Source organism: Nonomuraea sp. CA-141351 (assembly GCF_050944675.1).
Classification (GTDB): domain Bacteria; phylum Actinomycetota; class Actinomycetes; order Streptosporangiales; family Streptosporangiaceae; genus Nonomuraea.
Map to the genome: position 1 here is coordinate 8,133,532 of NZ_CP191982.1, position 24,833 is coordinate 8,158,364.

A 24,833-nucleotide genomic window follows, 5' to 3' on the forward strand; every position below is an offset into this window, starting at 1 on the left:
GTGGAAAGGAGGGCCGCCCGGCCCCGGGTCGAGTCCCGGATGACGAAACCACGTGGAATGTCCAAGGAGACGAGTCCTGACACGCGACGGTCGAAGTACCGAGCCGGCGAGATCACGCACGACATCGACCCGCGTGTAAAGCAACCTCCGTCACGAGATGATGAGCGGCGACCTCGACCCGGGCGGCAAACGAATTTCCGGCGGATGAGATCTGGGTCACTTTTCGCCGTGCGGACGTCACACAACGACCCTGACAAGGGCTCTCAGGCAACAGTCACACAGATAGGGGGACCTGTGATGCCCGATGCCACCCAGGTGTTCGCCGACCACCGCGAACTGCTCTTCTCCATCGTCTACAACACACTCGGCAGCGTCACCGACACCGAGGACGTCCTGCAGGAGACCTGGCTGGCGTGGTCCTCCAGAGATCCGGAGCAGATCGAGCATCCCCGCGCCTACCTCGTACGCATCGCGGTCAACCAGGCACTGGCCCACCAGACCGCCCTGCGCCGGCGGCGCGAGACCTACGTCGGGTCCTGGCTGCCCGAACCCCTGCTCACCGCCGCCGACGCCGCCGATCACGCCGTACGCTCGGACTCGCTGTCGATCGCGCTGCTGGTGGTGCTGGAGACGCTCACCCCGCTGGAGCGGGCGGTGTTCATCCTGCATGAGGTGTTCGCTTACCAGCACACCGAGATCGCCACGATGCTCGACCGCACCCCCACCGCCATACGCCAGCTCGCCCACCGCGCCCGCGAACACGTCCAGGCCCGCCGCCCCCGCACCCAGATCGACCCGCACCTCCAGCGACAAGTGACCGAGCGATTCGTCGCCGCCGCCTTCGGCGGCGATCTGAACGCGCTGATGGAGCTCCTCGCCCCCGAGGTGACCCTGTGGTCCGACGGCGGTGGCAAGTCGAACGCCGCCGGCCCACGTCCCATCCACGGCCGCGACAACGTCGCCCGCGTGCTTCTCGCCAGCGCCGCCCAGCCCTTCGACGACTTGGACATCCAATACCAGGAAGTCAACGGCGAGCCCTCCGCCGTGCTGTTCGTCCAGAACGCCCCGTACGCCATCATGGTCGTCGACCTCACCCCGGACGGCACCCAAGTACGCGACATCTACACCGTCAGCAACCCCGACAAACTCACCCATATCACCGAACGATCCACCGAATGATCCCCGTCGCCGCGTTACCATCGCGGAGGCAGGCGATCGCGGCGGGCTGTCCGTGGCCTGGAGTTTTGGACTTCGCGAAGTTGCCCGTGCCGTCGGGGCCCGAGTACGCGCACATCCAGCCGTGCGGGCAGCGCCCCCACAGGTGAGGCTGCGAGGTGGTCGTCCGATCACGATCGTGACGGCGGCCGCGCCCGCTGGACTGGGAGCCATCGCGCTGATCACTGGGCGTGTGCTCGCGCGGTGGCCTGGGCGCGTACCGCGGTCAGGGTCAGCACGACGGACAGGGCGGCGGTGACGGCCAGCAGCGCCAGTCCGAGCCCGTACGAGCCGAGCCGGCCGTAGACGAAGCCCATGACCAGCGGGGGCACGAACCCTCCGAGGCCGCCGGCCGCGCCGACCAGCCCGGTCACCGAGCCCACCTTGTCGGCCGGGGTCACCTGAGCCACCAGCGCGAACGTGGCGCCGCTGCCCGCGCCGAGCGCGGCCGCCATGGTGAGGAAGGCGATCGTGCCCACCGGCATCAGGGCAGGGGTCAGCGCCTGGATCGCGGCCATGACGGCGACCACGGAGAACACCCCGGCCAGCACCGGCACCGGACCGAGCCGGTCCGACAACCACCCGCCCGTCGGCCGCATCAGAACCGCCAGTACGACGAACCCGGCCATCCGGTTGGCGGCGTCGGCCTGCTCCAGCCCGTACCCCGTCTGCAGGTAAGCCGGCAGGTAGACAGAGAAAGCGACATAACCCCCGAACGCCACCGCGTACAGCAAGCACGCCTGCCAGGTGATCGGCAACCTGGCGGTGGCCGCCAGCCGCGCCGTCAGCGACCCCCCGGCCACGCCCCGCCCGGGGGCATCCCGCAGCACCAGCCACGAGACGGCCGCGTAGACCGCGAGCACGACCGCCGTGATGACGAACGGGGCAGTCTCCCCAGCGCTCTTGACCAGGTTTACCGTGGTCAGCGCGCTGATCGCAGTGCCGCCCATCCCCGCTCCGAAGATCCCCACCGCGAGCCCTCGCCGCTGCGGCGGAAACCAGGCGTTGACGAACGGCACCCCGACGGCGAACGCCGTCCCCCCGATGCCGAGAAAGAACCCGCCGGCCAGCAGCGCGGCCAGCGAGCTCTGACCGGCCACACCGATGAACAACACCGGCACGATCGTGGCGGCCGAGACCAGCGGGAACATCACCCGCCCTCCCAACCGGTCGGTCAGCGCACCCACCGGAATCCGCCCCAGCGAACCGACGATCACCGGCACCGCCACCAGCAACGCCTGCTGCGGGGCCGACAGCCCGAGCAGTTCCTTGTACCGCGGGCCGAGTGGGCTGAGCAGCGCCCACGCCCAGAAGTTCACCGCGAACCCCAGCGTCGCCAGCGCCAGCATCACCCAGGGCATCCGACCGGACGCCGTCTTCTCACCCACAGCCATGAAACTCCCCCACCGTGGCACGGGAACATTCGACGTCCGCTACCCGGCATGGTTCTGGGCTGTGTCGAAGACCATTGTTTTTGCGATAGCCGGATACGGACAGCAACGTCTGTGAGTGAATTTGGCGCCCTATATGGCGGGCGATAGCGAACATCCGCGAGGAACCCAGAGCCACGGGCATCGCCCGTCGACACACGGCATCCGGACGCCGCCGGGGTTGCCGGGGACCCGCGTGGCCGCCTCCGCGAGTGCGAGGGCGGCACGCTCTTCGTCGGAGAAGAACGGCGTGTCCCGCCACGCCGCGACCGCGTTGACGCGCCGGGCCGACACGCCCACCTCCCGGCCTCGCGGGCGTGCATGTCCACGCAGTAGCCGCAGCTCGCGCGTGGCCGCGGGCGTGCCGGGCGCACGACGCTCCACCGTCGCCTTGATGTCGGCCGGCGTCCTGCCCGCGAGCTCCTTGCGCCAGGCCGGCTCGGCCTGCCTCATGGACTGCGAGATGACGCACACCTTGCGGTAGTCGACGTCGGACCGGCCGCCCGGTCCTTTCCGCAGCACCTCCTCGCAGTGGAAGGCCTCCCGGCCCTTCGATCGCCGCGACCACGTCGAGCAGCGTGATGCGCTCCAGCGGCCGCGCCAGCCGGAATCCGCCGCGGGGCCCGGGCGTGGAGGTGACGACGCCCGCCCGGGCAAGCGCCTGGAGCTGCTTGTTCAGGTACGCGGTCGGCTCGTAGAACGCCGCCAACCGGGCCGCGGTCACGGCCTCCATCCGCTCACCCATGGCGTCCCGTTCATGGCGTGACAGGTGCGGCGATAATAAGAGGAAACGGTCATCTCATGCAGAGATGACCCGCGGGCCTGGGAGGGTGTTTGGATCTGCGGCAGATGGAGGTGGCCGTCGCGGTTGCCGAAGAGGGCGGGTTCACGGCGGCGGCCCAGCGTCTGCACGTCGTCCAGTCGGCCGTCTCGAGCACGGTGCGCGCGCTGGAGCGCGACCTGGGCACTCCGCTGTTCGAGCGCACCACACACCGGGTGGCCCTGACCCCGGCCGGCGAGGCGTTCATCCCGGCCGCACGAGCGGCACTACGGGCCGCCGATCAGGTGCGGGCGGCAGTGGACGGCGTGCGGGGACAGCTGCGCGGGCGGATCACGGTCGGCACGATGCAGGGTGTCTGGGCCGGCCTGCACCATGCGCTGGCCGGGTTGCGGAAGGAGCATCCCGGCGTCGTGGTCCGCCTGCGGCAGGCGGCGGTGGTCGACATCCGGCAGGCGCTGCGGGAGGGCGCCGTGGACCTCGCGGTGGTCGCGCTCGACCGCCAGCAGCAGCGGGGCCTGGTGACCCGGTTGCTGTCCCGGGAGGAGATGGTGCTGGTGACCTCGGCCGGGCGGGAGCTCCCCGGGCCGCTGACGCTTGCCGACGCGGCCCGGCTGCCCCTGGTGGACTTCTCGCCCGGCTGGGCGATCCGGCACTCGGTCGATCAGGCGTTCCGCGCGGCCCTGGTCGAGCGCACGACCACGTTCGAGGTGAACGACATCGTGGCGGCGTCCGAGCTCGTACGCCACGACCTGGGCGTGTGCATCATGCCGGAGTCGATCGCGGCGAGGTTCCCGGACCTGACCGCCCACCGCTTCGCCCAGCACGCGCCGAGCTGGAAGGTCATGGTCGTCCGGCCCCGGGGAGAGCCGCCACCGGCGGTCGCGGCGCTGCTCCGGCACATCACCTGATCCCCGCACGCCGCCGGACGGTACGTCAGGCCGAGGTGGCCCGGACCGCCTCGCGGATCAGGTCGGCCACGTCCCTGGGCCGGGATACCGCGACGGCGTGCGAGGCGCCCTCGACCTCGACGGCGGTCGCGCCCGCCCGCTTGGCGCCGAACCGCTGGACCTCGGGGTTGATCGCCTGGTCGGCGGTGGCGATGAGGGCCCAGGAAGGCTTGGTCTTCCAGGCCGCCGTGGCCGCGGTCTCGGTGAACGCCCCGGCGGCCAGCGGTCGCTGCGCCACCGCGAGGACCTTGGTGACCTCGGTGGGGACGTCCGCGGCGAAGATCTCCGGGAACGCCTCGGTGGCGATCGTGACCTCGACCGCGGGGTCGGCGCCCTCTACCGGGTAGGTCGCCTGCCGCAGGTTGGCCCCCAGCGGCGACTCGGGGAAGCGCCCCTGCAGTTCGCCGAGGCTCTCGTTGTCGTCGAGCACGTACGCGGCGACGTAGACGAGGCCGACGACGTTGTCGGTGGCGCCGGCCACGGTGATGATCGCGCCGCCGTAGGAGTGGCCGGCCAGCACGACGGGGCCGTCGATCTGGGCGGCGACCGAGGCGATGTACGCCGCGTCGGAGGCCAGGCCACGCAGAGGGTTGGGCGGGGCCACCACGGGAACGCCGTGCTCCTGCAGTTCGGCGATGACGCCGGTCCAGCTGGCGGCGTCGGCGAACGCGCCGTGCACGAGAACAACCGTGGGAGTGGTGCTTTCCGTCATGGGGAGGGCTTCCTTGTCAGAGGTACGCACGGCCGGGCGTCAGGCGTGCAGGGCGTCGTGGAGGAACTCGCCGCCCTGCTGGGTGGCCGCCTTCGCCGCGTGCGTGTCGCGCATCGCGTTGACCATGACGAAGTCGTGGATGATCCCCTGGTAGCGCACGGCGGTGACGGGGACACCGGCGGCGCGCAGCTTGGCGGCGTACGCCTCGCCCTCATCGCGGAGCACGTCGGCCTCGGCCACGATGACCAGCGCGGGCGGCAGCCCGGCGAGCTCGTCCAGGCTCGCGCGCAGCGGCGACGCGGTGATCTCCGCTCGCTGGGCGGGGTCGGTCGTGTACTGGTCCCAGAACCACTTCATGCCGTCGCGGCTGAGGAAGTAGCCGGTGGCGAACTGCTCGTAGGAGCCGGTGTCGAAGTTCGCGTCGGTGACGGGGTAGAACAGCAGCTGCGCGGCCAGCTTCGGACCATTGCGCCGCTTGGCCAGGATGGTGGTCGCCGCGGTCATGTTGCCGCCGACGGAGTCGCCGGCGACGGCGATGCGGGACGGGTCGAGGTCGTGCTCGGCCCCGTGCTCGGAGATCCACTGCAGCGCGGCGTAGATCTCCTCGATCGCGGTGGGGTACTTCGCCTCGGGCGAGAGGCTGTAGTTCACGAAGACCGTCGCGGCCTGGGCTCGTACGGTGAGCTCACGGACGAGCCGATCATGGGTGTGGGCGTTGCCGAACACCCAGCCCGCACCGTGGGTGTAAAGGACGACGGGCAGGGCGCCCTGGGCGCCGGCCGGGCGGAAGATCCGGATGGAGACCTCGCCCGACGGCCCGCCGGGGATGACGAGGTCATCGACGTCGGTGTCCGGCACGGGGACGTCGCCGTCCTGGACGGAGTCGACGGCCTTGCGCCCCTCGACCGGGCCGAGGTCGTAGAGGAACGGCGGGTTCTTCGTCGCCTCGGCGAACGCCTGTGCGGCCTCTTCGAGGACCGGCTTGATGTCGGACATGCTGACTGATCTCTTTCCATGGGCATACGAACCGCCGGTGGGCAGCTCACGCAGGTCAGCATCGCAACGCCGCCGCCCCGGACGCATCAGTAAGTTGACTGCCCTTGTGCGGCCAGGGCGTCTTTGAGGAAGAGACCACCCTGCCGGACGGCGGCCAGCGCCGGCGGGCTGTCTCGCAACGGGTTGAGCGACGCGAAGTCGTGAACGGTCCCCAGGTACCGGACGGCGGTGACGGCCACGCCCGCCTCCAGGAGCCGGCGCGCGTACTGCTCGCCCTCGTCCCGTACGACGTCGGCCTCCGCGGAGACGATCAGAGCGGGAGGCAACCCCGCGAGGTCGGCCGTGGTCGCCCGTGACGGCGAGGCGGTGGGCTCGGCGAGTTCGTGCTCGTCGTCGGTGTACTGCTGCCAGTACCACTCCAGCGCCGCGCGTGTCAGGAGGTAGCCGGAGGCGAACTGCCGCTGCGACGCGGTGTCGCAGCGGGGATCGGTCATCGGGTAGTACAGCAGCTGGGCCCGGATACGCGGGCCGCCGCGCTGCTTGGCCATCATCGTGAGCGCCGTGGCCATGGTCGCGCCCGCGCAGTCGCCGGCGACCGCCAGCCTCCGGCCGTCCAGCCCCAGGTCGGACGCGTGCTCGGCCACCCAGGTCAGCACCGCGTACGACTCCTCGACGGCGACCGGATACCGGGCCTCGGGCGTCCGGGTGTACTCGGGGACCACGAACACGGCGTCGCTGGCGGCGGCGAGCTCACAGATCATCCGGACGTGGGTCCGGGCGTCGCCGAGCATCCAGCGGCCACCGTGGACGTACACGACCACCGGAAGGAGACCGGCCGGCCGGACCGGCCGGAACACCCAGAATCCGGCGAGCCCGGACGGACCCACCGGCGCCACCCGGAACTCGGCCTCCACCCCGAAGTCGTCGCCCGGGTGGCCCTGGGTCTCCACCAGCGCCTGCCGGCCGTCGACCGGGCCGAGCTGGTGCAGGTACGGCGGTGCCGCCGAGGCGTCGACGAGCCTCTGGACCAGAGGATCGAGGACGACGGCAGGACCCTCGCAGGCGCCCCCGTCCGTGGCGGGCTCAGTTCCCACGTCCCTCACCTTCCGTTCGCCGAGTGTGCCCGATCGTATGCGTAGGTGGTCACAGGTCGTCGAAGAAGTCGCGGAGCTGGTGACGGCTGCTCACGCCCAGCTTCGGATAGACGTTGTACAGGTGGGAGCTGACCGTGCGGGGCGACAGCATGAGCTGCTCGGCGATCTCCCGGTTGCGCAGTCCCCGTGCCGCCAGCCGTACGATCTCGCGCTGCTGGGCGGTCAGCTCCGCCAGCGGGTCCGCCTGGACAGACGAGGTGGCGACGCCGCTGGCCCGCAGCTCCACGCGCGCCTCTTCGGCCAGGCCGGACGCGCCGAGCCAGGTGAACGACTCCAGCGCCGTGGCCAGGAGCGGGCGGGCGTCCAGGGGCCGCCGTTTCCTGCGCAGCCACTGCGCGTAGTGGAGCCGGGCCTGCGCCCGGGCCAGCGGCCACTGCTCGCCCGCCGGATTCACCGTGGCGAGCCGGAAGTGATGCTCTGCGTCCTTCGGATCGCCGGTCAGCGCGGCGGCGTGGTGCAGGAGCAGCGTCATCCGGGTCGTCGGCCGCGGGCCCGTCGCGGCGCGCACCGCCGTGACGATGCGCGACCCCTCCTCCTGCCGGCCCGTCCGCTGGGCGGCCGCGGCCAGGTCGGCGACCGACCGGTGCGACAGGAAGTAGTGCAGAGGTACGCCGTCCTCGCCGAACAGCAGCCGGAAGTGGCGGAACGCCGCGTCGAAGTCGCCCGCCGCCGCGGCTCCGGTGCCGGCGGCGCGCAGCAGGCGTGCGTGTGTGGCGCGGTTCTCCTCCAGGCCGACGGCCGTCCAGGCGGGGTCGGCCAGCGTGCCGGATGGCTCCCCGCGCAGCGCCCGCAGGGTCGTCCGCAGCGCCTCGACGTCGATCTCGAGGTGCCTCAGCTTCTGGACGGCCGCCAGCGTCGCGGTCTCCTCCAGATGCTCGTCGGCCTCCGCCCACCGTCCGGTGTCGATCAACGCCGAGGCCATCGCCGCGAGCGTCGGTGCGGCAGGCCCCATGGAGCCGTACGCGGTGAGCAGGGCGTACGACTGCCGGAAGGACTCCACGCACAGCTCGGACTCGTCGGCGTACCAGGCGATCGCGCCGGTCGCGTGCAGGCGGGTCATGTCCGCGACGCCGGTCGGCGGCTCCGGCGCGCTCCGCCTGCGGCGGATCCGCCGCAGCAGCTCGGGGGCGTTGACCGGGTCGGCCCCGGCCAGCGCCACGTCCCGGACCGCCTCGAAGGCATCGGTCGTCGTCAGCTCGGAGTAGGGCGTGTCGCGGCTCCCGGCCTCGAGCCCGTCGAGCAGGGCCGCGATCGGACGCCTGGCCTCTGGGAGGCCGGACTGGAAGGCGACCGCCTGGAGCACGGCGGCCATGGCGAGCACCGTCATGCCGTCCTTGGGCGGATCCGGCTCCAGCGCGCTCATCAGCACCTGAAACCCCTGCCGCTGGTGGCCGGACAGCGACAGGGCCATGCCGGCGCCGCAGGCCGCGACGCCCAGGAGGTCCCGGTCCTCGGTCAGCGCGGTGACCTTGTCGTACAGCTCGCGTACCCACGAAGGGTCGCCGGCGTTCTGGGCGGCTCTCAGCGCCTTGGCGTACCGCCGCGCCCGGCCCCCGGCGCCCGGGCTGCGCTCGGCGGCCCGTTCGAGAGCGCGTGCCGCCGCGAAGAAGCCACCACGCCTCTCGGCCAGCTCCGCGGTGTCCTCCAGCGCCGCCGCGACGGACTCCTCCTGCCCGGGGCACGCGGCGGCCAGATGCCAGGCCCGGCGCGCGGGATCGGCGTCGAGGACGGCCGCGAGATCAGTGTGCACGCGCTGCCGCAGGTGCGCCGGGGCTCCGTCATAAGAGGCCGTACGCACGAGCGGATGCCGGAAACCGACCCGGCCGCCCGCGATGGTGATGAGCCCGGCGTCCTCCGCGGGCGCCCATACCCCGAGATCGGACCCGGCTCCCGCCGCGGCCATGATCGTCTCCAGGTCCTCATGGTCCGAAGAGGCGGCCGCGTACACGATCAGCCGCTGGGTGGCGGCCGGCAGGGCGCGCAGCCGGGCGGCGAACATCTCCTGGATGCGCAGCGTCTGTGGCAGCCCGCCGCCGGGCACCGCCTGGCCCGCCCGTACGGCGCGGCACAGCTCGATGATGGCCAGGGGGTTTCCGGCGGCCTGCTCGAGCAGCTCGATCCGGGCCCGGCCGGAGGGCGGCTCCGGCTGGGCGTCCAGCAGGTGCGCGGCCTCCCGGCGGCTCAGCGGAGCCAGGGACAGCACGGGCAGGTCCGGGTTGAAGCCGTCCGGTGGTGTGTGGCCACGTGCCGCGAACAGCACCGTCACGGCCTGGGTCGCCAAGCGGCGCATCACGAAACCGAGGACGTCGCGCGAGTCGCGGTCGAAGTGCTGCACATCGTCGGCGATCAGCAGGAGGGGCCGGCGCCGGGCGACGCTTGCCAGGAGGTTCAGCACTCCGACGCGCAGCAGCATCGGGTCGTGCTGCCGGGTGGCGGCGACGATCCCGAACGCCGCTTCGAGCGCCTCCCGCTGGTGTCCGGGAAGGTCGCCCGTCTCGGGCAGCAGAGGAAGAAGCAACTGGTGCAGGGCGGCGAACGACTGTTCCACCTCGGCCTCACAGCCCCGCGAGGTCAGCACCAGGCTTCCGATCTCCCGCGCGTGAGCGGCCGCGGCCTCCAGCAGCGCCGTCTTCCCCGTGCCGGCCTCTCCGAGCAGGAGCATCGTCCGTGACTCGCTCCGGCCCGCGTCGATCGCGTCCAGGAGGTGGGCGATCTCGGCACTCCGGCCCACCAGCGCCGTGGTGGCGGTGCCGGGTCTCTCGCCCGTACGGCCGGCACGCGACCCCGGCCAGGAGGAACCGGGGACAGCAGCGACCATCGGCTCATCCATGGTGTCCCCCGTCGTACCGATACCTGGACTGGTGGCCTTATTGTGCCAGTTTCTGATGCTTTGGGTGGTTTTCGCTTCAGAGTGATCGCCTGTCACGACGCGGCGCGGGCACTGGAGCGGCCTTCGGTGGCCCAGTAGAGCAGGGCGAGGATGGGGAGCACGGCGCCCAGGACGGTCACGCCGGTCCAGCCGTAGGCGTGGTAGACGATCGAGCCGGCCTGGGAGCCGATGGCCCCTCCGGCGAAGAACGTGGCGATGTAGACGCTGTTCAGCCGTGCCCGCGCATCCCCGTCCAGCCGGTAGATGGTGTGCTGGCCGAGAATGAGAGTGCTCTGCACCGCCATGTCGAGCACGACGGCGGCGACGGCCAGCAGGATGATGTTGTGCTGCCCCAGTCCGGCGAGCGCCGACGCCAGCGCGGCGGCGGCGAACGCCGCGGCGGTCATCGGGCGCACCAGCCCGCGGTCAGCCCAGTGTCCCGCGAACGGCGCCACCGCCGCTCCAGCCGCCCCGACCAGGGCGAACATACCCACGCCGAAGCCGGAGTAGTGGAAAGCGGGGCCGGTCAGCACGAACGACACCGTGGTCCAGAACGCGCTGAACGCGCCGAACATCACCGCCTGGTACAGCCCGCGCCGCATCAGCGCCGGGTGGGTGCGCACCAGCCGCGCGGTGGAGTGCAGCAGCCGCCCGTACGACACGTTCGTGCTGGGGGCATGGCGAGGCAGGGCCGAGCGCAGCGCCAGTGCCAGCACGGCCATCAGGACGGCCGAGCCCAGGAAGACGACGCGCCACCCTGCGACCTGGGAGACCAGGCTGCTCAGCGTGCGGGACAGCAGGATGCCGGTGAGCAGGCCGCTCATCACCTGGCCGACGACGCGCCCGCGAGCGTGGTCGGGGGCGAGGCCGGCCGCGAACGGGACGAGGATCTGGGCGACGACCGAGGTTCCTCCGGCGACCAGTGAGGCGGCCAGGAGCACCGGGAAGGTGGTGGCGGTCCCCGCCGCGACCAGCGCCGCCGCGGTGACGGCCAGCAGGACCACGACCAGCCGGCGCTTCTCGATGCGATCACCGAGCGGGACGAGAAGCAGCATGCCCGCCACATAGCCGATCTGGGTCGCGGTGATGAGCCCGCCCGTGGCGGTCGTGCCGATCCCGAAGAAGGCGCTCAATGAGGACAGCAGAGGCTGGGCGTAGTACAGGTTGGCGACAGTCATCCCGGAGGCGACGGCCAGGAGCACGACGAGCCCGGCCGAGGGCGACGCCGTCCGCGGGGCGGTCTGGGGGTGAACGGAAGGGGTCACAGGTGCCTCACATAGCTCGACGCGGGGTGGTCCAGAGGGGTCTTGCTCCCCTCATGACGCCTTCCAACGGCGGGCATGCGCCGGTGCTTCCTCTGCCAGGGCGATAATCAGCGATGACTGTCATCTCTGCTCGAGATGAATCACCTCGTGAGCAACTCCGCCACGCGGTCTGCGAATTCGGTGAGCCAGTCCAGGCGTGATCCGCCGCGGGCCATTCGGAATCCGTGGCGACGGCCCCAGAACGCGGCCTGGACGGCATGGAACTGGGCCCAGCGCTGGGCGCGTTCGCGATCGACCTCCGCGGCCTCGGCGAAGACGTCCAGCGTACGGTGGAGAGCCTTGCGCAGGTCGTCCGCTTCGAGGAGCGTCAGCGCGCGCGACTTGAGCTCGCGGACGGTCGCCACGGCGGCGCCCACCACGTGGCGCGACATCGAATGCGTCAGTTCGCCGGCATCCTCGCGTAGCCGCTCCTCCCAGGCGCCGGCCTGCTCCCGCAGCCGGGGCAGGTCGGGCGGCGCGGGGATGGCCAGCCGGAGACTGAGCCGCCCCGCGACCGTCACAACCTCATCGCCGTCTTCGACCTCCGCCAGCGTCGACGTCCGGACGCGCTCGAGCAGCATGGCGAAACGTTCGTCATCGCGCTCATGCAACGGACAGCTCCGCGCCCGCCCCACGCCGCGAACGCGTCCGGCTCATGGACGTTGCCGGGATGCGGAAACGACACCTTCAGCACAGCGGCCCCCTCGGCCCGCCGTCGCACCGGGACGATGACCCCGACACCCCCGTGCATGACCTCGCCGTCCGGCACGCACCCCCAACGCTCCAGCAGGTCGTCCACGATCCTGGGGAGTCCGGCGAGCCACGCCGCTCCGGGCTCTCCTTCACGCTCGACGGTGCTCCGCGCGAACGCCTCTGGTATCCCGATCCACCGGGCACCTTACTCGGCGGGCCGCCGCCTGGAGCACGCCCGGCGTCACTGAGGACTGGTCTCCATCGCGTCGGGAGGGTTCAGTGGCGTACACGGCTTGTCCTTGATCCGCACGCTCTCCAGGCGCCACCGCCCGTCTTCGCCTTGCCGGAGAGCCGCCTCCACGTTCGCGAACGTCTGGATCGGCTCGTCTTTCGCGACTATCTGCCCGGTTCGAACGTCGACCAGATAGGCGTGCGAGACGTCCTGGCAGTCGACCACCTTGGCATGGCGGCCGGCGAGCCAGACCTCCTTCACCCGCGGATTCACCCGGCCCGATGGCTCTCGTCCCTTGTCTCGCATCCTGCGGACGCCTTCGACGAGTTGCTCGAGGTACCCGCCGGCCACGTACGGCTTGAGCAGTTCGCGCGCCTGCTCGGGAGTCGATCGGCCCGCCCGGAGGAGCACCGCCCAGTACTCCGTGTACGCCTGCTGGATTCGTTCGTGGGTCGACCGCGGGGAGGACGTCGCCGACGGTACGGCGTAGACCGGCGTGGCGGCGACGGGCGCGGCCGTCTTGGGCGCCTGGCAACCGCATACAGCCGCGAGGCCCAGCGCTGCGATCAAGGCCCCGGCAGGCGAGCAAACCGCCCCACATATCCGCATAGTTACTCCCCGTAATGAGATCGTCGCGGAGTGCAGAGTATGGCTGCCGCAAAGACCTCGCAAGGGAATGTCACGCATTGAACAGGAAGTTGTCCGGAACGTAACCACCGGTGCCTACGTACGCGGCTTTTGAAACGCTTCGTCGCTGGCGGATCGGCTGGAACGGGAACCCGGACCACCGGACCCCGCTCACCGCGGCGGTGCCGTCACAGGAGGCCGGCGTGCTCATCCAGCCAGGTCGCGATGGCCGTGGCCATCAGCTCGGGGTGGTCTTCGGGGGTGTGGTGCCCCGCGACCTCGTCGTACTGCCGGATCTGGAGGCCGGCCATGTTGGCCCCGCACCAGTCGATCATGTCCTGGTGCATCATCGTGCCGGGCCCGGGCGCGAAGGCCAGCAGCAGCTTGGGCACCTCGGCGCTGGCCGCCAGCCACTTGTCGTACGCCTCGACGCGGGCCACGACGTCGGCGGGCTCGCCGCCCAGCGGCATCGAGCGCGCCCACTGCAGCAGCGGCAGGCGGCTTTCGCGAGTCGGGTACGGCTTGCGGTAGACGTCCAGGTCACCGGGGCTGATCGGGGTGGCGACGCTGCCCGGCAGCGCCTCCAGGAAGGCGTTGTCGTCCAGCATCATCTTCTCGCCGACGCCCTCGGTCTTGATGGCCCGGAACAGCCGGCGGCCGCCGTCCGGGAACTCCTCCCAGGTCATCGGCTTGACGATGGTCTCGGTGAAGGCGATGCCGCGCACCCTGCCCGGGTGGCGGGCGGCCCAGTCGAAGGCCAGGGCACCGCCCCAGTCGTGGCCGACGAGGACCACGTCGTCGAGCTTGAGGGCGTCGAACCAGGCGTCCAGGTAGCGGGCCTGGTCGGCGAAGGTGTAGTCGATATCGGGTTTGCCGGACTCGCCCATGCCGATCAGGTCGGGGGCCAGCCGGCGACCCTTGCCGACCGCCGGCAGGATGTCCCGCCACAGGTGTGAGGAGGTGGGGTTGCCGTGCAGGAAGACCATCGGCGCCCCGGAACCGGTCTCCCGGTAGGAGATGGTGGAGTCGAGTACATGCTGAATGGGCATGACAAGTCCTTCAGAGGTTGAGGTTCATGATGCGGTCGACCGCGATCTCGATGACGATCCGGCCGGGCGGATCGGGTGGTGGGGCGGCGTAGCGTTCGGCGTAGCGGCGGGCCGCCTCGCCGACGCGTGCGGGGCCGGTGTGGATGGTGGCGGGGCCTTCGAGCGTGACCCAGCGGAATCCGTCCACCTGGCAGAGCGCGGCGCGACCGCCCGGGTCGGCGGCCAGGTTCCCGGCCTTGCGCGAGGAGGCCATGGTCAGCACGCGGGCCAGGCCCGCCTGCCGATCCCAGGTGAAACGTACGGCCACGACGTGCGGCGAGCCGTCGGGCCGGAGTGTGGTCAGGGTCGCCACGTACGGCCCGGCGAGGAATGCCTCGACCGTCATTGCGCGCATGGTCACCCTTCAGCTTGTTAGTTAGTTGACTGACTGAGAAGAACCCTAGCGACTCAAGGGTCGCCTGTCCATAGTGAGTCAGACAACTAACTTAAGATCGACTTCCTGCGCGACGAGGGCGACGCCTACGCCCGCCCGCTGACGGTGAGAAGCACGCGCCGGCACCCACGCGCTGGACTCTCCCTCTGTGGGAGAGCCCATGCTGGAGTGCGTGGACGGAGATCTGCTGCCGATCGGGCAGTTCGCCAGGTTGAGCCGGTTGAGCGTCAAACAGCTACGGCACTACGACGAGCTGGGGCTGCTGGTGCCGGCGCATGTGGACGCCGATTCCGGCTACCGCTATTACCGGCGCGCGCAGGCCAGGCAGGCGTTGTCGATCGGGTTGCTGCGCGAGCTGGACGTGCCGCTGCCGGTCATCGCCGAGGTGCTGTCGGGTACGGCGGACGCCCTGGACGGGGTGCGCGCGGCGCTGGAGGCGGAGCTGGCGCGGCGGCGGCGGACGCTCGCGACGCTGGAGCGCGTGATGGCCGAGGGACTGCCGGCCACGCCCGTACGGGTGGTCACCGAACCGGCCAGGCCGGTGGCGATGACCCGCGAAAGCGCGACGGGACCCGCCGACGTGGCCCGCGCCACCTCGGCGGCGATCGCCCGCCTGATGCGTGCCGTGCCTCTCACCGGCCCGCCGCGGCTGATCGGGCTGTTCCCGATCGAGCTGGACGAAGCCTTCGAGGTAGGCGCCGCGCTCGTCCTCGACCGCGACGGCGCGGCGGAGCCGTGGGAGCGGGCGGGCCTCAGCCTGGAGGTGCTGCCCGGCGGGGCGTTCGCCTGTGCCACGCACGTCGGCCCCTACGACCAGATCTCTCTCACCGCCCACGCCGTGCTGGCCTGGTGCGCCGAGCGGGGACACCCGCTGCGCGGGCCGATCCACGAGGTGTACGTCTCCGACCCGGCCACCACCGAGCCAGACCGGCTCGTCACCCACCTGATGATCCCTTTGGAGGAGCAACGATGATCCCGGCGATCGCCACCCACGGCCCCGTCACCTGCCTGAGCGTGACCGGCCTGGGCGAACCCGGCGGCAGCGAGCACACCGCGGCCATCCGCGCCCTGTACACCGTGGCCGCCGCCCTCGGCTCCGCCACCGGCCCGCTGGAGGGCCAGTGGTGGGTCGAGGACGAGCGGCCCGGGTTGGAGGTGCCACGCGAGCAGTGGCGCTGGCACGTGCTGCTGCCGCTGCCGGCCGTACCGCAGCAGGAGGGCGCGCTGGAGCGGGCGCGCGAGCAGAGCCGCGCCTCGGGGGCGGCCGTGGACCGGGTACGGCTGGCCACCATCACCGAGGGCCAGTGTGTGGAGCTGCTGCACGAGGGGCCGTTCAGCGAGGAGCACCTGTCGCTGAAGGTCATGGAGGAGTTCATGGCCGAGCACGGGCTGGTCGTCAACGGCCCGCACCACGAGATCTACCTGAGCGCCCTGGACGACCCGGCACCACGCACGCTGCTGCGTCAGCCGGTACGGCCGGCCTGACGCCTCAGCCTGGCGCTGCAGGCAGCCCCGGCTCCGGGGAGGGGCCGGGGTGCGCGTGTCCGGAAGACTCAGGCCGCCTTCCTGCGGGCGGGTGGCTCGACGGCCGTGCGGACCTCGACGGGATACTGCCGCTTCTGCAGCTTGCGGCGGTGCGCCGAGGGGGTGGTCCCGAAGTGCCGGCGGAACATCCGCTGAAAGTTGCTCAGATCCCGATACCCGATGGCGTAGCAGATGCTGCTCACCGATTCGGCCGTGTTCAGGAGCCGGTAACTGGCCTCGACCAGTCTGATCTTCGTGAGGTACTCGACGAACCGGGCCCCGGTCCTGGCCTTGAACATCCGGGAGAAGTGGAACCGGCTCACTCCGGCGACCCGCGCCACCGTGTCCAGAGACAGCCTGCTGTCTGCGTAGTTCACGTGCATGAAGGTCAGTGCGTGATCGAAAGGGTCGTGCGCCGCGGTTCGGATGGCCATGGGTCACCTCTTCCGTAGGTCTGGACAGGATGTTCAGTGCCGGGGCGTCCATGCTGCCAGCGGACCGCGAAGTTGCTCGTAAGCATGGCCCACCCGCAACACAGTCTCATCGTCGTAGCGGCGCCCGACGAGCATGAGCCCGATCGGCAGTCCGTCCGAGAACCCGCAGGGGACGCTGAGCGCGGGATTGCCGGTCGCGTCGAACGGCGCGGTGTTGTGCATGTTGCCCAGCGCGCGGGCGATGATCTGGGCGATCGAGCCGTCGGTACCGCGTTCCCGCGCCTTCATGCCCGCGGTGGGCATCAGCAGCAGGTCCCTGCCCTCCAGCGCGTCCGCGTACTGGCGCCCCAGTTCCCGGGCCACGTTCTGGGCCTTGGCGTAGTAGTGGTGGCCGCAGCGCTCGGCCAGGTAGGTGCCGAACAGAACGGTGAACACCACGGTCGGGGAGAAGTCGCCGGCGTGGGCCGACCTCGCCCGGCGGTAGAAGTCGAGGAGGTCGAGGTCGAAATGGCCGTTCCAGTTGGTGCCCGCGGCGTTGCCCCGGGCCACCAGCTCGGCTGCTCCTTGGTAGACGATGGCGCTCCAGATGGCCAGTCCGTCGCGATGCAGGGGGACCGACACCTCCTCGACCTCGGCACCGCCGCGGGCGAGCGTCTCGGCCGCCGCCCGCACGGCGGCGTCGACGTCCGGCTCCGAGACGCCGGGGATGCCGAATCCCTCGCGCAGCACGCCGATGCGGAGGCCGCGCAGATCCTCGTCCAGCACATCGGTGTACGAGCCGATGCCCAGGTCGAGTTGCTGGCGCGGGTCCAGGCCGTCAGCGCCGGCGATGACCTCCAGCATCAGCGCGCAGTCCGCCACGGAGGCGGCCATCGGCCCGACGTGGTCGAGGGTGCGTTCGAGCGGAAAGGCCCCGGTATAGGGGACCAGTCCGTACGTGGGCTTGAGCCCGACGCAGCCGCTCCAGGCCGCCGGTAACCGGATGGATCCACCCTGGTCGCCGCCCACGGCCATGTCCGCCTGGCCGGTGACGATCACGACGGCGTTGCCGCTGGAGGACGCGCCGGGAAGCCGATCGGGGTCGTAGGGATTGACCGGTTGGGGCTCCACGCCGGTGAGCCCGCCGGCGTCGGCGCAGAATGCCGGGACCGCGGTCTTCCCGACGATCTCGGCGCCGGCGCCGAGCAGCCGGGTGACCACGGTCGCGTCCTCGCGTGGAACGAATCCCCGCATGATGGGCGAGCCGTTCAGCATCGGGATCCCGGCGACGCTGATGTTGTCCTTGACGGCGACCGACCTGCCGGCCAGCGGCCCTTCGGCCGACTCCTTGATCGAGCACCGCCAGGCCCACCCGTTGCAGGGGTTCTCGGTGGGGCCGGGCCGGTGCCCTGGGTCGCGGTCGCGGTGGCCCGGCGTCGGCGCGGTCAGCTCGTCCAGCCGGTCGTAGGTGCCGAGCCCCTGCTGGATCAGCGTGGCGTACTCGGCGAGATGCTTGGTCGTGACGTCCAGGCCGAGGTCGGCGGCGATGCGGCCGAGATCGGACTCGGTGGGGGGTTCGCCGGCGATGCGGATGGGGTCTTCGGAAAGGGTCACAGAGAGTCTCCGGTGAGGCCTTGGGATGATCGTGGTCAGGAAGCGCGTCCGGCGGCCCCCTGCACCGCGCCGGCCGGCGCGACGGCGGCCCTGGTCGCGGCCCGCTGCCGGGCCGCGGCCAGCGCCAGCGTGCCGAGCGAGACGACGATGATGCCCATGCCGAAGACCTGGAAGGTCTGGGTCGCCCCCAGGAGGCGCACGGTGAAGCCGGCGGCGATGGCGGGCAGCGAGATGGCGGCGTAGGCGACGAGGTAGAAGGCGGCCATGACCTGGGCTCTCCGGTCCGGCGGGGCGGCCGCGCCGACGGTGCGCAGCGAGCCGAACATCCCGAAGCCGACGCCCACCCCGATGATCACGCTGGCCGTGATGAACCCGGCCGCGGTCTCGTTGGCCAGCGACCACGCCATCAGCGCGATGCCGCCGGTGAGCGCGACCGATCCCCAGACGATCTGGACGGCCGGGGCCATTCTCTGGGTGAGCAGCGGCGGCACCGCCGACGTGCCGCCCAGGGCCAGGATGGCCAGGCCCGCCGCGAGGCTGCTCTTGGTGTGCAGCAGTGCGGGTGCCAGGGTTCCGACGAGGCCCAGGTAGATGCCGATGATCGACCAGGCGCAGGTGATTCCGAGCACCGCGAGGGTGAACGGGGTGATGATCTGCCGCGGCACGCCCGGCGCCGCGATCCTGAATCCGGTGCGCGAGGCCCCGGTCACCGTCTCGGGCACCGTAAGCATGCCGAGGAGCAGGAGAACGATCAGCGCGGCGAGGACGATGAACGGGGTGACCAGGGGGCCGGGCGCGTACTGGACGAGCACCGCGCCGAGCAGGCCGCCCACCCCGACGCCCAGGGCGCTGGCGACGACGTTGTAGAGGCTCGCCTTGGCCGGGTTGCCACCCTGGTACAGCTCGAGCAGGGCCGCGCCCGCGGCGCTGATCGCGATGCCGGTGGCGAGCCCCTGGACGGCGCGGGCGGCGAACAGCCAGGCCTCGCCGCCGGCGACCATGAAGATCACCATCGAGGCGAGCAGGCCCAGCAGGCCCAGCAGAATGACGGGACGACGGCCCCAGGAGTCGGAGACCCGGCCGAAGACCAGCAGCGAGACCAGCACGCCGAAGCAGTAGGTCGCGTAGATCAGCGTCACGGTGGACGTCTGCAGGTGCCAGGTGGCCGCGTAGAGCTTGTACAGCGGAGACGGCATGGCGGACGCGGCGAGGCAGAGCCCGATGACCCCGGCGGTCAGGGCGAACGCGAGCCCGGACGCCCGCCTCGCGGACGGAGCGGCAGAGGTTTCATTCTTCACGTTCATCAGGCTGCTCGGTTGCGGGACCACTGACGAGTGGCAGAACTGCCTATCTTCATCAAAATCCTGCCGCTACCGTGGAGGCATGAACGTCACCGCAAGGGTGGTCGCGCTCCCGGTCACGGCCGACATGCCGCTGTTCGAGATCTCCATCGCCTGCGAGATCTTCGGGACCAACCGCAGCGAGCTCGCCGATCCCTGGTACGAGCTGCGGCTCTGCGCCGCCGACCCGGGGGCGACGCGGGTCCAGAACGGGTTCGCGCTGCACACCCCATACGGCCTTGACGCGCTCACCACCGCGGACACCGTGGTGGTCCCGGCGCTCTCCGCCGGCAGCGTGCTGTCGGGCGAGACCGTCGATCCAGAGCTGCTGGAGGCGCTGAAGGCGGCCCACGACCGCGGGGCGCGGGTCGTCTCGCTGTGCACCGGCGCCTTCGTCCTCGCGGCGGCCGGGCTGCTGGACGGGCGGCGGGCCACCACCCACTGGATGTACACCGACATCCTCAGCTTCCGGCATCCGCGGGTGCGGGTCGATCCCGCCGTCCTCTACGTGGACGAGGGCGACGTGCTGACCAGCGCGGGCCGAAGCGCCGGCATCGATCTGTGCCTGCACCTCATCAGGACCGATCTCGGCGCCGAGGTCGCCAACCAGGTCGCGCGGCGCCTGGTCGTGCCCGCCCACCGCCCCGGCGGGCAGGCGCAGTACATCGAGTCCCCGGTCCCCCGCGCCGGTGACGACGGGCTGGCCCCCGTTCTGCAGTGGGCGATCCAGAACCTGGACCTGCAGCTCACTGTGGCGCAGATGGCCGAGCACGCGGGACTGAGCTCCCGTACGCTCGTCCGCCGCTTCCACGAGGCGACCGGCACCACTCCGCTGCGCTGGCTGCACGCCCAGCGCCTGGCGCGGGCCCGGCACCTGCTGGAGTCGACCGATCTGCCGGTCGAGCGAATCAGCCAGATATGCGGCATGGGCACGGCCGGAAATCTTCGCCACCATTTCATCAGGTCGGTCGGCGTTACCCCGATGGAATACCGCCGCACCTTTCAGGGCCAGCCCGCGCCCGCCCTGTCGGCGGTTCCGTGATTTCCCCGGAGTTCATCGCCTGTTAGTTTTCCTGCGCACTCACACGATTTCAAACTGAACGGTATGTCTAAATGGATGGTCTGGAGTTTCTACGCTCGATCGCCGACGGGCGGACCCCGCAGGCGCCGATCTCGATGACGCTCGGCTTCACGCTGATCGCCGCGGACCCCGGACGCGTGGTGTTCGAGGGCGAGACCGGTGAGCACCTCTACAACCCGATGGGCACGGTGCACGGGGGCTACTTCGCCACCCTGCTCGACTCGGCGCTCGGGTGCGCCGTGATGAGCCGGCTTCCCGCGGGCATGGCGTACGCCACGGCCCAGCTCAACGTGAACCTCGTGCGCCCGGCCACCGAGGCGACCGGCAAGCTGCGCGTCACCGGCACCGCCATCCACGTCGGCCGCACGATCGGCACGGCCGAGGCTCAGGTGGTGGGCGTGGACGACGGCAAGCTCTACGCCCACGGCACCACCACCTGCTCGATCTTCCCTGTACCTGCTTCCTAGCCGGTCACGAATACTGCACGAGCTCGATCAGCAGGCCGGCGGGCTTGCGCGCGTACATGAACGCCACCCGCATGCCTGGGCGGGCCCCGGCGCAGGGCTGGACGTCGACCGCCGCGAACCCGTGTTCGCGCAGCCGGGCGAACTCGCTCTCCAGGTCGTCCACGCCGAACGCCACGTGGTACAGGCCGGGCCCTTGCTTCGCGAGCCGCCCGGCCACCGGCGAATCCGGCCTGACCGGGGAGACCAGCTCGATGGAGGGCTGGCCTATTCCGTCGGCATAGCGCCAGAACTCGCAGGCCACCCCGTAGTCTCCGGCGATTCCCCTGTCGCCCGGGCCCAGCCCCAGCGCCGCCAGGAAGGGGGCGGTGCCTGCCGGGTCATCGGTGGCCAGGCCGACATGGTCGATACCCAGAATCACAGGCGCTCCGATCGGGTGCGTCGCAGGTGGCAGGGCATGAGGGCGGCCGGGCCTCCGGCGGCGGCCACGGCCTTGCGCTGACCGCCCGGCCCCGGCAGGGTGCGATCGGCCATCACGTGCTCAGCTCCGCGACGTCCTCCGGCCGCCGCTCCCCCTGCGCCGGGCGGCGCCGGTTGAGCCGCAGGTACAGCAGAGCCGCTCCGGTCACCGCCAACGGCCACAGCAGGTAGACGCCGGACATGATCAGCAGCGCGATCACCGCGACGAGCGCCAGCATCGCCGCGGCGCGCCCCATGCTTCGCCGGGGCAGGAGCTTGATCGCGGCGGCGACCCCGAAGGCGTACACCGCCACGAACGAACCGGTGGTGAGCAGCACCAGCGGCTCGGGGCCCACTCCGACCGCCACGACCACGGCCAGCGCGGCGAACGACAGCGCGGAGTTGGCGGCCAGGCTGCGCCGCGGCACCTCACCCGCCACGCTCCCCCTGGACAGTACTCCCGGCAGCGCCCCGTCCCGGCCGAGCGCGGCGCCGAGCTTGGCGGCCCCGGCGTAGTAGGCGTTCATGGCGCCCAACGTCAGCAGCAGCGCGGCCCCGGCGGCCAGCCAGCGAGCGCTGCCGCCCAGCCCGCGGGCCATCAGCTCACCCAGAGGCGCGTCCGTGGTCGCCGCGCCGGCGCCGAGGACGGTCAGAGTGGCGAAGGCGACCAGCAGATACAGCACGCCCACGATGGTCACCGCGGCCCCGGTCGCTCTCGGCACGTCGCGCCGCGGATGGCGGAACTCGGCGACGAGATGGGTGATCGCCTCCCAGCCCGCGAAGCTCCACACCAGCAGCGCCGCCGCCGACCCGACCGCGGCCCACCCGTGCGGGGCGAACGGCTGCAGGTTGGCCAGGTCGGCATGCGGAAGGGACAGCGCGACCGACACCAGCAGCAGCGTGACCAGCAGACCGGCCAGCGCGAACTGCAGTCTGCTGCTCACCTGCACGCCGAAGGCGTTGGCCGTCGTGACCACGGCCATCAACGCGAATGCCGTGATGGCCGTGGTCGTCGTCCCGCCGCCGAGCGCGGCCGAGACGTAGGCGCCACCGAACAGCGCCGCCGCGGCGGCGCCCGGGGGCACGGCGAAATAGAAGCACCAGCCGACGATCGCCGCCGCGCGGCCTCCGAAGGCCAGACGGGCGTAGGTGGACACGCCGCCGGCATCGGGGTAGCGGGCGCCGAGCGCGGCGAAGGTTCCGGCCAGCGGCACCGACAGCAGGACGAGCGCCAGCCACGCCAGCAGCGAGGCCGGTCCGGCGGCGTCGGCGGCCAGCGCGGGCAGCGCGATCACGCCGGTGCCCAGCACCGCGCCCACGTACATCGCGGTTCCGTGGCGGAGGGTCATGCTGCCTGTCTTGGTCACGTCACTCATGTGGATCAGCATCAAGGGCGTGCCCGGGCCGGGCTAGCGGCAGAAACGACATTATGCGTTAAATTCCAGCCATGAGCAGACACGTGGTCGGCCTCGCGGTCACCGACGGCACCCCGGTGTTAGAACTGGCCGTGCCCTGCGAGGTCTTCGGCATCGACCGGAGCGACCTGGTCGATCCATGGTACGAGCTGCGGCTCTGCGCCGCTGAGCCCAGGCCGCTGCGCACCACCGCGGGCCTGTCGATCGACACCCCGTGGGGCCTGGACGACCTGGTCGAGGCCGACACCGTCGTGGTGGGAGCCGTCGCCCGCGCCGTCCAGCTCGCCCCTCCGCCCAAGCTGGTGGACGCGGTACGCGCCGCTCACGGACTGGGCAGGCGCATCATGTCGATCTGCTCGGGCGCTTACGTGCTGGCCGCCGCGGGGCTGCTGGACGGCCGGCGCGCCACCACGCACTGGATGAACGGCCCCGACTTCGCGCATCGCTTCCCCGAGATCGACTACGACCCGGTGCCGCTCTACATCGACCACGGCGACGTCATCACGTCGGCCGGCACCGGCTCGGCCATCGACACCTGCCTGCATCTGGTGCGCAAGGACCACGGCGCGGCGGTCGCCAACGAGGTCGCCCGCCGCATGGTGGTGCCGCCGCATCGGGAGGGCGGCCAGGCGCAGTACACCCGGCCGGTCCCCCAGCCCAGCAGGAACGACTCTCTGGCCCCCGTTCTGGAGTGGGCCCGCGACCACCTGCACGAGCCGCTGACCGTTCCGCGGCTCGCCCAGGTGGCGCACCTGAGCGAGCGGACCTTCGCCCGCCGCTTCCGCGACACCCTGGGCATCACTCCGCTGCAGTGGCTGCTCCAGCAGCGGGTACGGCTGGCGCAGGAGCTCCTGGAGACCACGGACGAATCCATCGAGGACATCGCCCGCCGGGCCGGCTTCGCCACCGCGGCGACGTTCCGTTACCACTTCGGCCGGGTCACCAGCGTCCCCCCGCAGACCTACCGTCATGTCTTCCGCTACCGCGCCAATGGGCGGGGCGACAGACCCGAGCAAGGCGATGCGGAATAAATGTGATAGCGGTCGGCCGAAATAGATAAACAAAAGCGATCACGCCTTTGAGTTACGCGGCGGTTGATTGCGTCTGACGGTTGGCCACCACCGCAAGAATGTCCAAGTGTGAAAGTGGCAGCCTTTCTATCCTCACTGTGGCCTTCGACGGGATGAATCCGCCGAACAGTCGTCATCTGGAGAGGAGTTCGAGTGGGCTTGACACCTGGCTCGAAGAGCAGGACCGAGGCCCCGGCCGGCCCCGGGCGCCGCGCGGTCATGGCCGGCGGATTGGGGGCGGTCCTCGGTTCGGGCCTCCTGGCCGTCACAAGGCGCACACCTTGATCAGCTTGGCGTTGCGCCGCAGCTGCTCGCGGGCCGCCTTGGCGCACTCGTCGGGCCCGTCGCACAGCCGGAACTCGCCGCCCATGTGCCCGAAGTCGGTCACCCAGGATGCCGGATAACTGTGCAGGTCGCCGTGTCCGCCGGTGGCCGACAACGTGGTCCCGGCCGAGTAGAGGGACGGGCCTTCGAGCGTCCCCTCCTCCAGGCCCTTGACCATGTGGATGCCGAGCCCGCCGACCTCGCGAACAGAGGTGACTCCGGCGTCCAGCGCCGCCCGCAGGTCCCAGGCGATCCGGGCGGCGCGCAGGGCGATGGGCTCCTGCGGCAGAAGGTGGAAGTCCGCCGAACGCAGACCCATGAAGTGGCCGTGGGCGTCCCACATCCCCGGCATCACGGTGTGCGAGCGCACCGGGGTGACACCCGGCGTCGCCGGAGCGTCCGCCGCAGGCCCGGCGTAGCTGATCGTGCCGTCGTCGAGGACGACCACGCCATTCTCGACGGGATTTCCCGAACCGGGGATCAATCGTTCCGCTTCGATGCGTTGCAACATGGCGAAAAGCAAACCAAATGGCCGAGAAATTCGCAATCGGGCGACTGGCCACGCATTCAAAAGCGGGCCCATATCATAAAGCAATACACGCGTACAGAAAATAGGTTCCGGCAATATCTCGAGCGGCCGCCGCGCATGACGTGGGAGCGGGCTTGTGTGGTGCGTTTGCCGGACAG

General features: G+C 71.1%; 25 protein-coding genes and 1 pseudogene. 7 read left to right on the forward strand and 19 right to left on the reverse strand.

Annotated elements, in window-relative coordinates; translation table 11 throughout:
• Positions 1–297 precede the first annotated feature (297 nt).
• Positions 298–1,179 (forward strand): RNA polymerase sigma factor SigJ, encoded by an 882-nt coding sequence (gene sigJ / locus ACQPWU_RS38335; RefSeq protein ID WP_433430425.1) that lies wholly within the window; start codon positions 298–300, stop codon positions 1,177–1,179.
• Here sigJ and ACQPWU_RS38340 read toward each other — a convergent pair.
• From ACQPWU_RS38340 to ACQPWU_RS38355, 4 genes and pseudogenes are all read right to left on the reverse strand, one after another.
• Positions 1,157–1,321, reverse strand: a complete 165-nt coding sequence (locus tag ACQPWU_RS38340; RefSeq protein ID WP_433445391.1) for a peptidase inhibitor family I36 protein — start codon at positions 1,319–1,321, stop codon at positions 1,157–1,159. The genes sigJ and ACQPWU_RS38340 overlap by 23 nt on opposite strands.
• 76 nt (positions 1,322–1,397) lie before the next feature.
• Positions 1,398–2,609: an MFS transporter gene (locus ACQPWU_RS38345; RefSeq protein ID WP_433430427.1), complete on the reverse strand. Its 1,212-nt coding sequence runs from the start codon at positions 2,607–2,609 to the stop codon at positions 1,398–1,400.
• A 129-nt stretch (positions 2,610–2,738) separates the two neighbouring features.
• Positions 2,739–3,167 carry a hypothetical protein gene (locus ACQPWU_RS38350; protein WP_433430429.1) on the reverse strand — a complete coding sequence of 143 codons (429 nt, stop codon included), beginning with the start codon at positions 3,165–3,167 and terminating at the stop codon, positions 2,739–2,741.
• 73 nt (positions 3,168–3,240) lie between these two features.
• Positions 3,241–3,390: pseudogene (locus ACQPWU_RS38355) on the reverse strand (Rrf2 family transcriptional regulator); the annotation flags it as partial.
• Between the two features lie 89 nt (positions 3,391–3,479).
• Here ACQPWU_RS38355 and ACQPWU_RS38360 point away from each other — a divergent pair.
• A complete protein-coding gene (locus ACQPWU_RS38360) occupies positions 3,480–4,334 on the forward strand; it encodes a LysR family transcriptional regulator (RefSeq protein ID WP_433430430.1) in 855 nt (284 codons plus the stop codon).
• Positions 4,335–4,359: 25 nt separating this feature from the next.
• Here the strand turns inward: ACQPWU_RS38360 and ACQPWU_RS38365 are convergent, their stop codons facing one another.
• The 9 genes from ACQPWU_RS38365 to ACQPWU_RS38405 form a co-directional block, all read right to left on the reverse strand.
• The gene (locus ACQPWU_RS38365) at positions 4,360–5,085 is read right to left on the reverse strand and encodes an alpha/beta fold hydrolase (protein WP_433430432.1); all 726 of its coding nucleotides are present in this window, start codon (positions 5,083–5,085) and stop codon (positions 4,360–4,362) included.
• Between the two features lie 39 nt (positions 5,086–5,124).
• Entirely contained in the window at positions 5,125–6,081 is a 957-nt protein-coding gene (locus tag ACQPWU_RS38370) for an alpha/beta hydrolase (protein WP_433430434.1), read from the reverse strand.
• Between the two features lie 86 nt (positions 6,082–6,167).
• On the reverse strand, positions 6,168–7,175 hold the full coding sequence (locus tag ACQPWU_RS38375; RefSeq protein ID WP_433430436.1) for an alpha/beta hydrolase: 1,008 nt from the start codon (positions 7,173–7,175) through the stop codon (positions 6,168–6,170).
• 49 nt (positions 7,176–7,224) lie between these two features.
• Positions 7,225–10,053, reverse strand: coding sequence for an AAA family ATPase (locus ACQPWU_RS38380; protein ID WP_433430437.1), 2,829 nt, complete (start codon positions 10,051–10,053; stop codon positions 7,225–7,227).
• Between the two features lie 104 nt (positions 10,054–10,157).
• A complete protein-coding gene (locus ACQPWU_RS38385; RefSeq protein WP_433430438.1) occupies positions 10,158–11,369 on the reverse strand; it encodes an MFS transporter in 1,212 nt (403 codons plus the stop codon).
• A gap of 140 nt (positions 11,370–11,509) precedes the next feature.
• Positions 11,510–12,019, reverse strand: coding sequence for a hypothetical protein (locus ACQPWU_RS38390; protein WP_433430440.1), 510 nt, complete (start codon positions 12,017–12,019; stop codon positions 11,510–11,512).
• A 323-nt stretch (positions 12,020–12,342) separates the two neighbouring features.
• Positions 12,343–12,903: a hypothetical protein gene (locus tag ACQPWU_RS38395; RefSeq protein ID WP_433430442.1), complete on the reverse strand. Its 561-nt coding sequence runs from the start codon at positions 12,901–12,903 to the stop codon at positions 12,343–12,345.
• Between the two features lie 245 nt (positions 12,904–13,148).
• Positions 13,149–14,009: a haloalkane dehalogenase gene (locus ACQPWU_RS38400; RefSeq protein WP_433430443.1), complete on the reverse strand. Its 861-nt coding sequence runs from the start codon at positions 14,007–14,009 to the stop codon at positions 13,149–13,151.
• A 10-nt stretch (positions 14,010–14,019) separates the two neighbouring features.
• Complete coding sequence (locus ACQPWU_RS38405; RefSeq protein WP_433430444.1) at positions 14,020–14,394, reverse strand: pyridoxamine 5'-phosphate oxidase family protein; 375 nt, start codon at positions 14,392–14,394, stop codon at positions 14,020–14,022.
• Between the two features lie 220 nt (positions 14,395–14,614).
• Between ACQPWU_RS38405 and ACQPWU_RS38410 the strand changes: the two genes are divergently transcribed.
• Complete coding sequence (locus ACQPWU_RS38410; protein ID WP_433430446.1) at positions 14,615–15,415, forward strand: MerR family transcriptional regulator; 801 nt, start codon at positions 14,615–14,617, stop codon at positions 15,413–15,415.
• Positions 15,412–15,927 carry a hypothetical protein gene (locus ACQPWU_RS38415; RefSeq protein WP_433430448.1) on the forward strand — a complete coding sequence of 172 codons (516 nt, stop codon included), beginning with the start codon at positions 15,412–15,414 and terminating at the stop codon, positions 15,925–15,927. Before ACQPWU_RS38410 ends, ACQPWU_RS38415 begins: the two co-directional genes overlap by 4 nt.
• Positions 15,928–15,995: 68 nt before the next feature.
• Here ACQPWU_RS38415 and ACQPWU_RS38420 read toward each other — a convergent pair whose 3' ends face one another.
• The 3 genes from ACQPWU_RS38420 to ACQPWU_RS38430 are packed head-to-tail and all read right to left on the reverse strand — an operon-like array spanning position 15,996 to position 19,291.
• Positions 15,996–16,400, reverse strand: a complete 405-nt coding sequence (locus ACQPWU_RS38420; RefSeq protein WP_433430450.1) for a helix-turn-helix domain-containing protein — start codon at positions 16,398–16,400, stop codon at positions 15,996–15,998.
• Positions 16,401–16,433: 33 nt separating this feature from the next.
• The gene (locus ACQPWU_RS38425) at positions 16,434–17,993 is read right to left on the reverse strand and encodes an amidase (RefSeq protein ID WP_433430452.1); all 1,560 of its coding nucleotides are present in this window, start codon (positions 17,991–17,993) and stop codon (positions 16,434–16,436) included.
• A 35-nt stretch (positions 17,994–18,028) separates the two neighbouring features.
• The gene (locus ACQPWU_RS38430) at positions 18,029–19,291 is read right to left on the reverse strand and encodes an MFS transporter (RefSeq protein WP_433430454.1); all 1,263 of its coding nucleotides are present in this window, start codon (positions 19,289–19,291) and stop codon (positions 18,029–18,031) included.
• A gap of 85 nt (positions 19,292–19,376) precedes the next feature.
• Here ACQPWU_RS38430 and ACQPWU_RS38435 point away from each other — a divergent pair, with 85 nt between their 5' ends.
• Both ACQPWU_RS38435 and ACQPWU_RS38440 read left to right on the forward strand, forming a co-directional pair.
• Entirely contained in the window at positions 19,377–20,375 is a 999-nt protein-coding gene (locus tag ACQPWU_RS38435; protein ID WP_433430456.1) for a helix-turn-helix domain-containing protein, read from the forward strand.
• A gap of 71 nt (positions 20,376–20,446) precedes the next feature.
• The gene (locus ACQPWU_RS38440) at positions 20,447–20,881 is read left to right on the forward strand and encodes a PaaI family thioesterase (RefSeq protein ID WP_433430458.1); all 435 of its coding nucleotides are present in this window, start codon (positions 20,447–20,449) and stop codon (positions 20,879–20,881) included.
• A gap of 4 nt (positions 20,882–20,885) precedes the next feature.
• Here the strand turns inward: ACQPWU_RS38440 and ACQPWU_RS38445 are convergent, their stop codons facing one another.
• Together ACQPWU_RS38445 and ACQPWU_RS38450 are read right to left on the reverse strand one after the other, a co-directional pair.
• Positions 20,886–21,299 carry a VOC family protein gene (locus ACQPWU_RS38445; RefSeq protein ID WP_433430460.1) on the reverse strand — a complete coding sequence of 138 codons (414 nt, stop codon included), beginning with the start codon at positions 21,297–21,299 and terminating at the stop codon, positions 20,886–20,888.
• A 112-nt stretch (positions 21,300–21,411) separates the two neighbouring features.
• Positions 21,412–22,713, reverse strand: coding sequence for an APC family permease (locus ACQPWU_RS38450; protein ID WP_433430462.1), 1,302 nt, complete (start codon positions 22,711–22,713; stop codon positions 21,412–21,414).
• Between the two features lie 71 nt (positions 22,714–22,784).
• Here ACQPWU_RS38450 and ACQPWU_RS38455 point away from each other — a divergent pair, with 71 nt between their 5' ends.
• Positions 22,785–23,783 (forward strand): GlxA family transcriptional regulator, encoded by a 999-nt coding sequence (locus tag ACQPWU_RS38455; protein WP_433430464.1) that lies wholly within the window; start codon positions 22,785–22,787, stop codon positions 23,781–23,783.
• A 304-nt stretch (positions 23,784–24,087) separates the two neighbouring features.
• On the opposite strand, the gene ACQPWU_RS38460 is transcribed toward ACQPWU_RS38455, so the two are convergent.
• Entirely contained in the window at positions 24,088–24,657 is a 570-nt protein-coding gene (locus tag ACQPWU_RS38460) for an amidohydrolase family protein (protein WP_433430465.1), read from the reverse strand.
• Between the last annotated feature and the right edge of the window lie 176 nt (positions 24,658–24,833).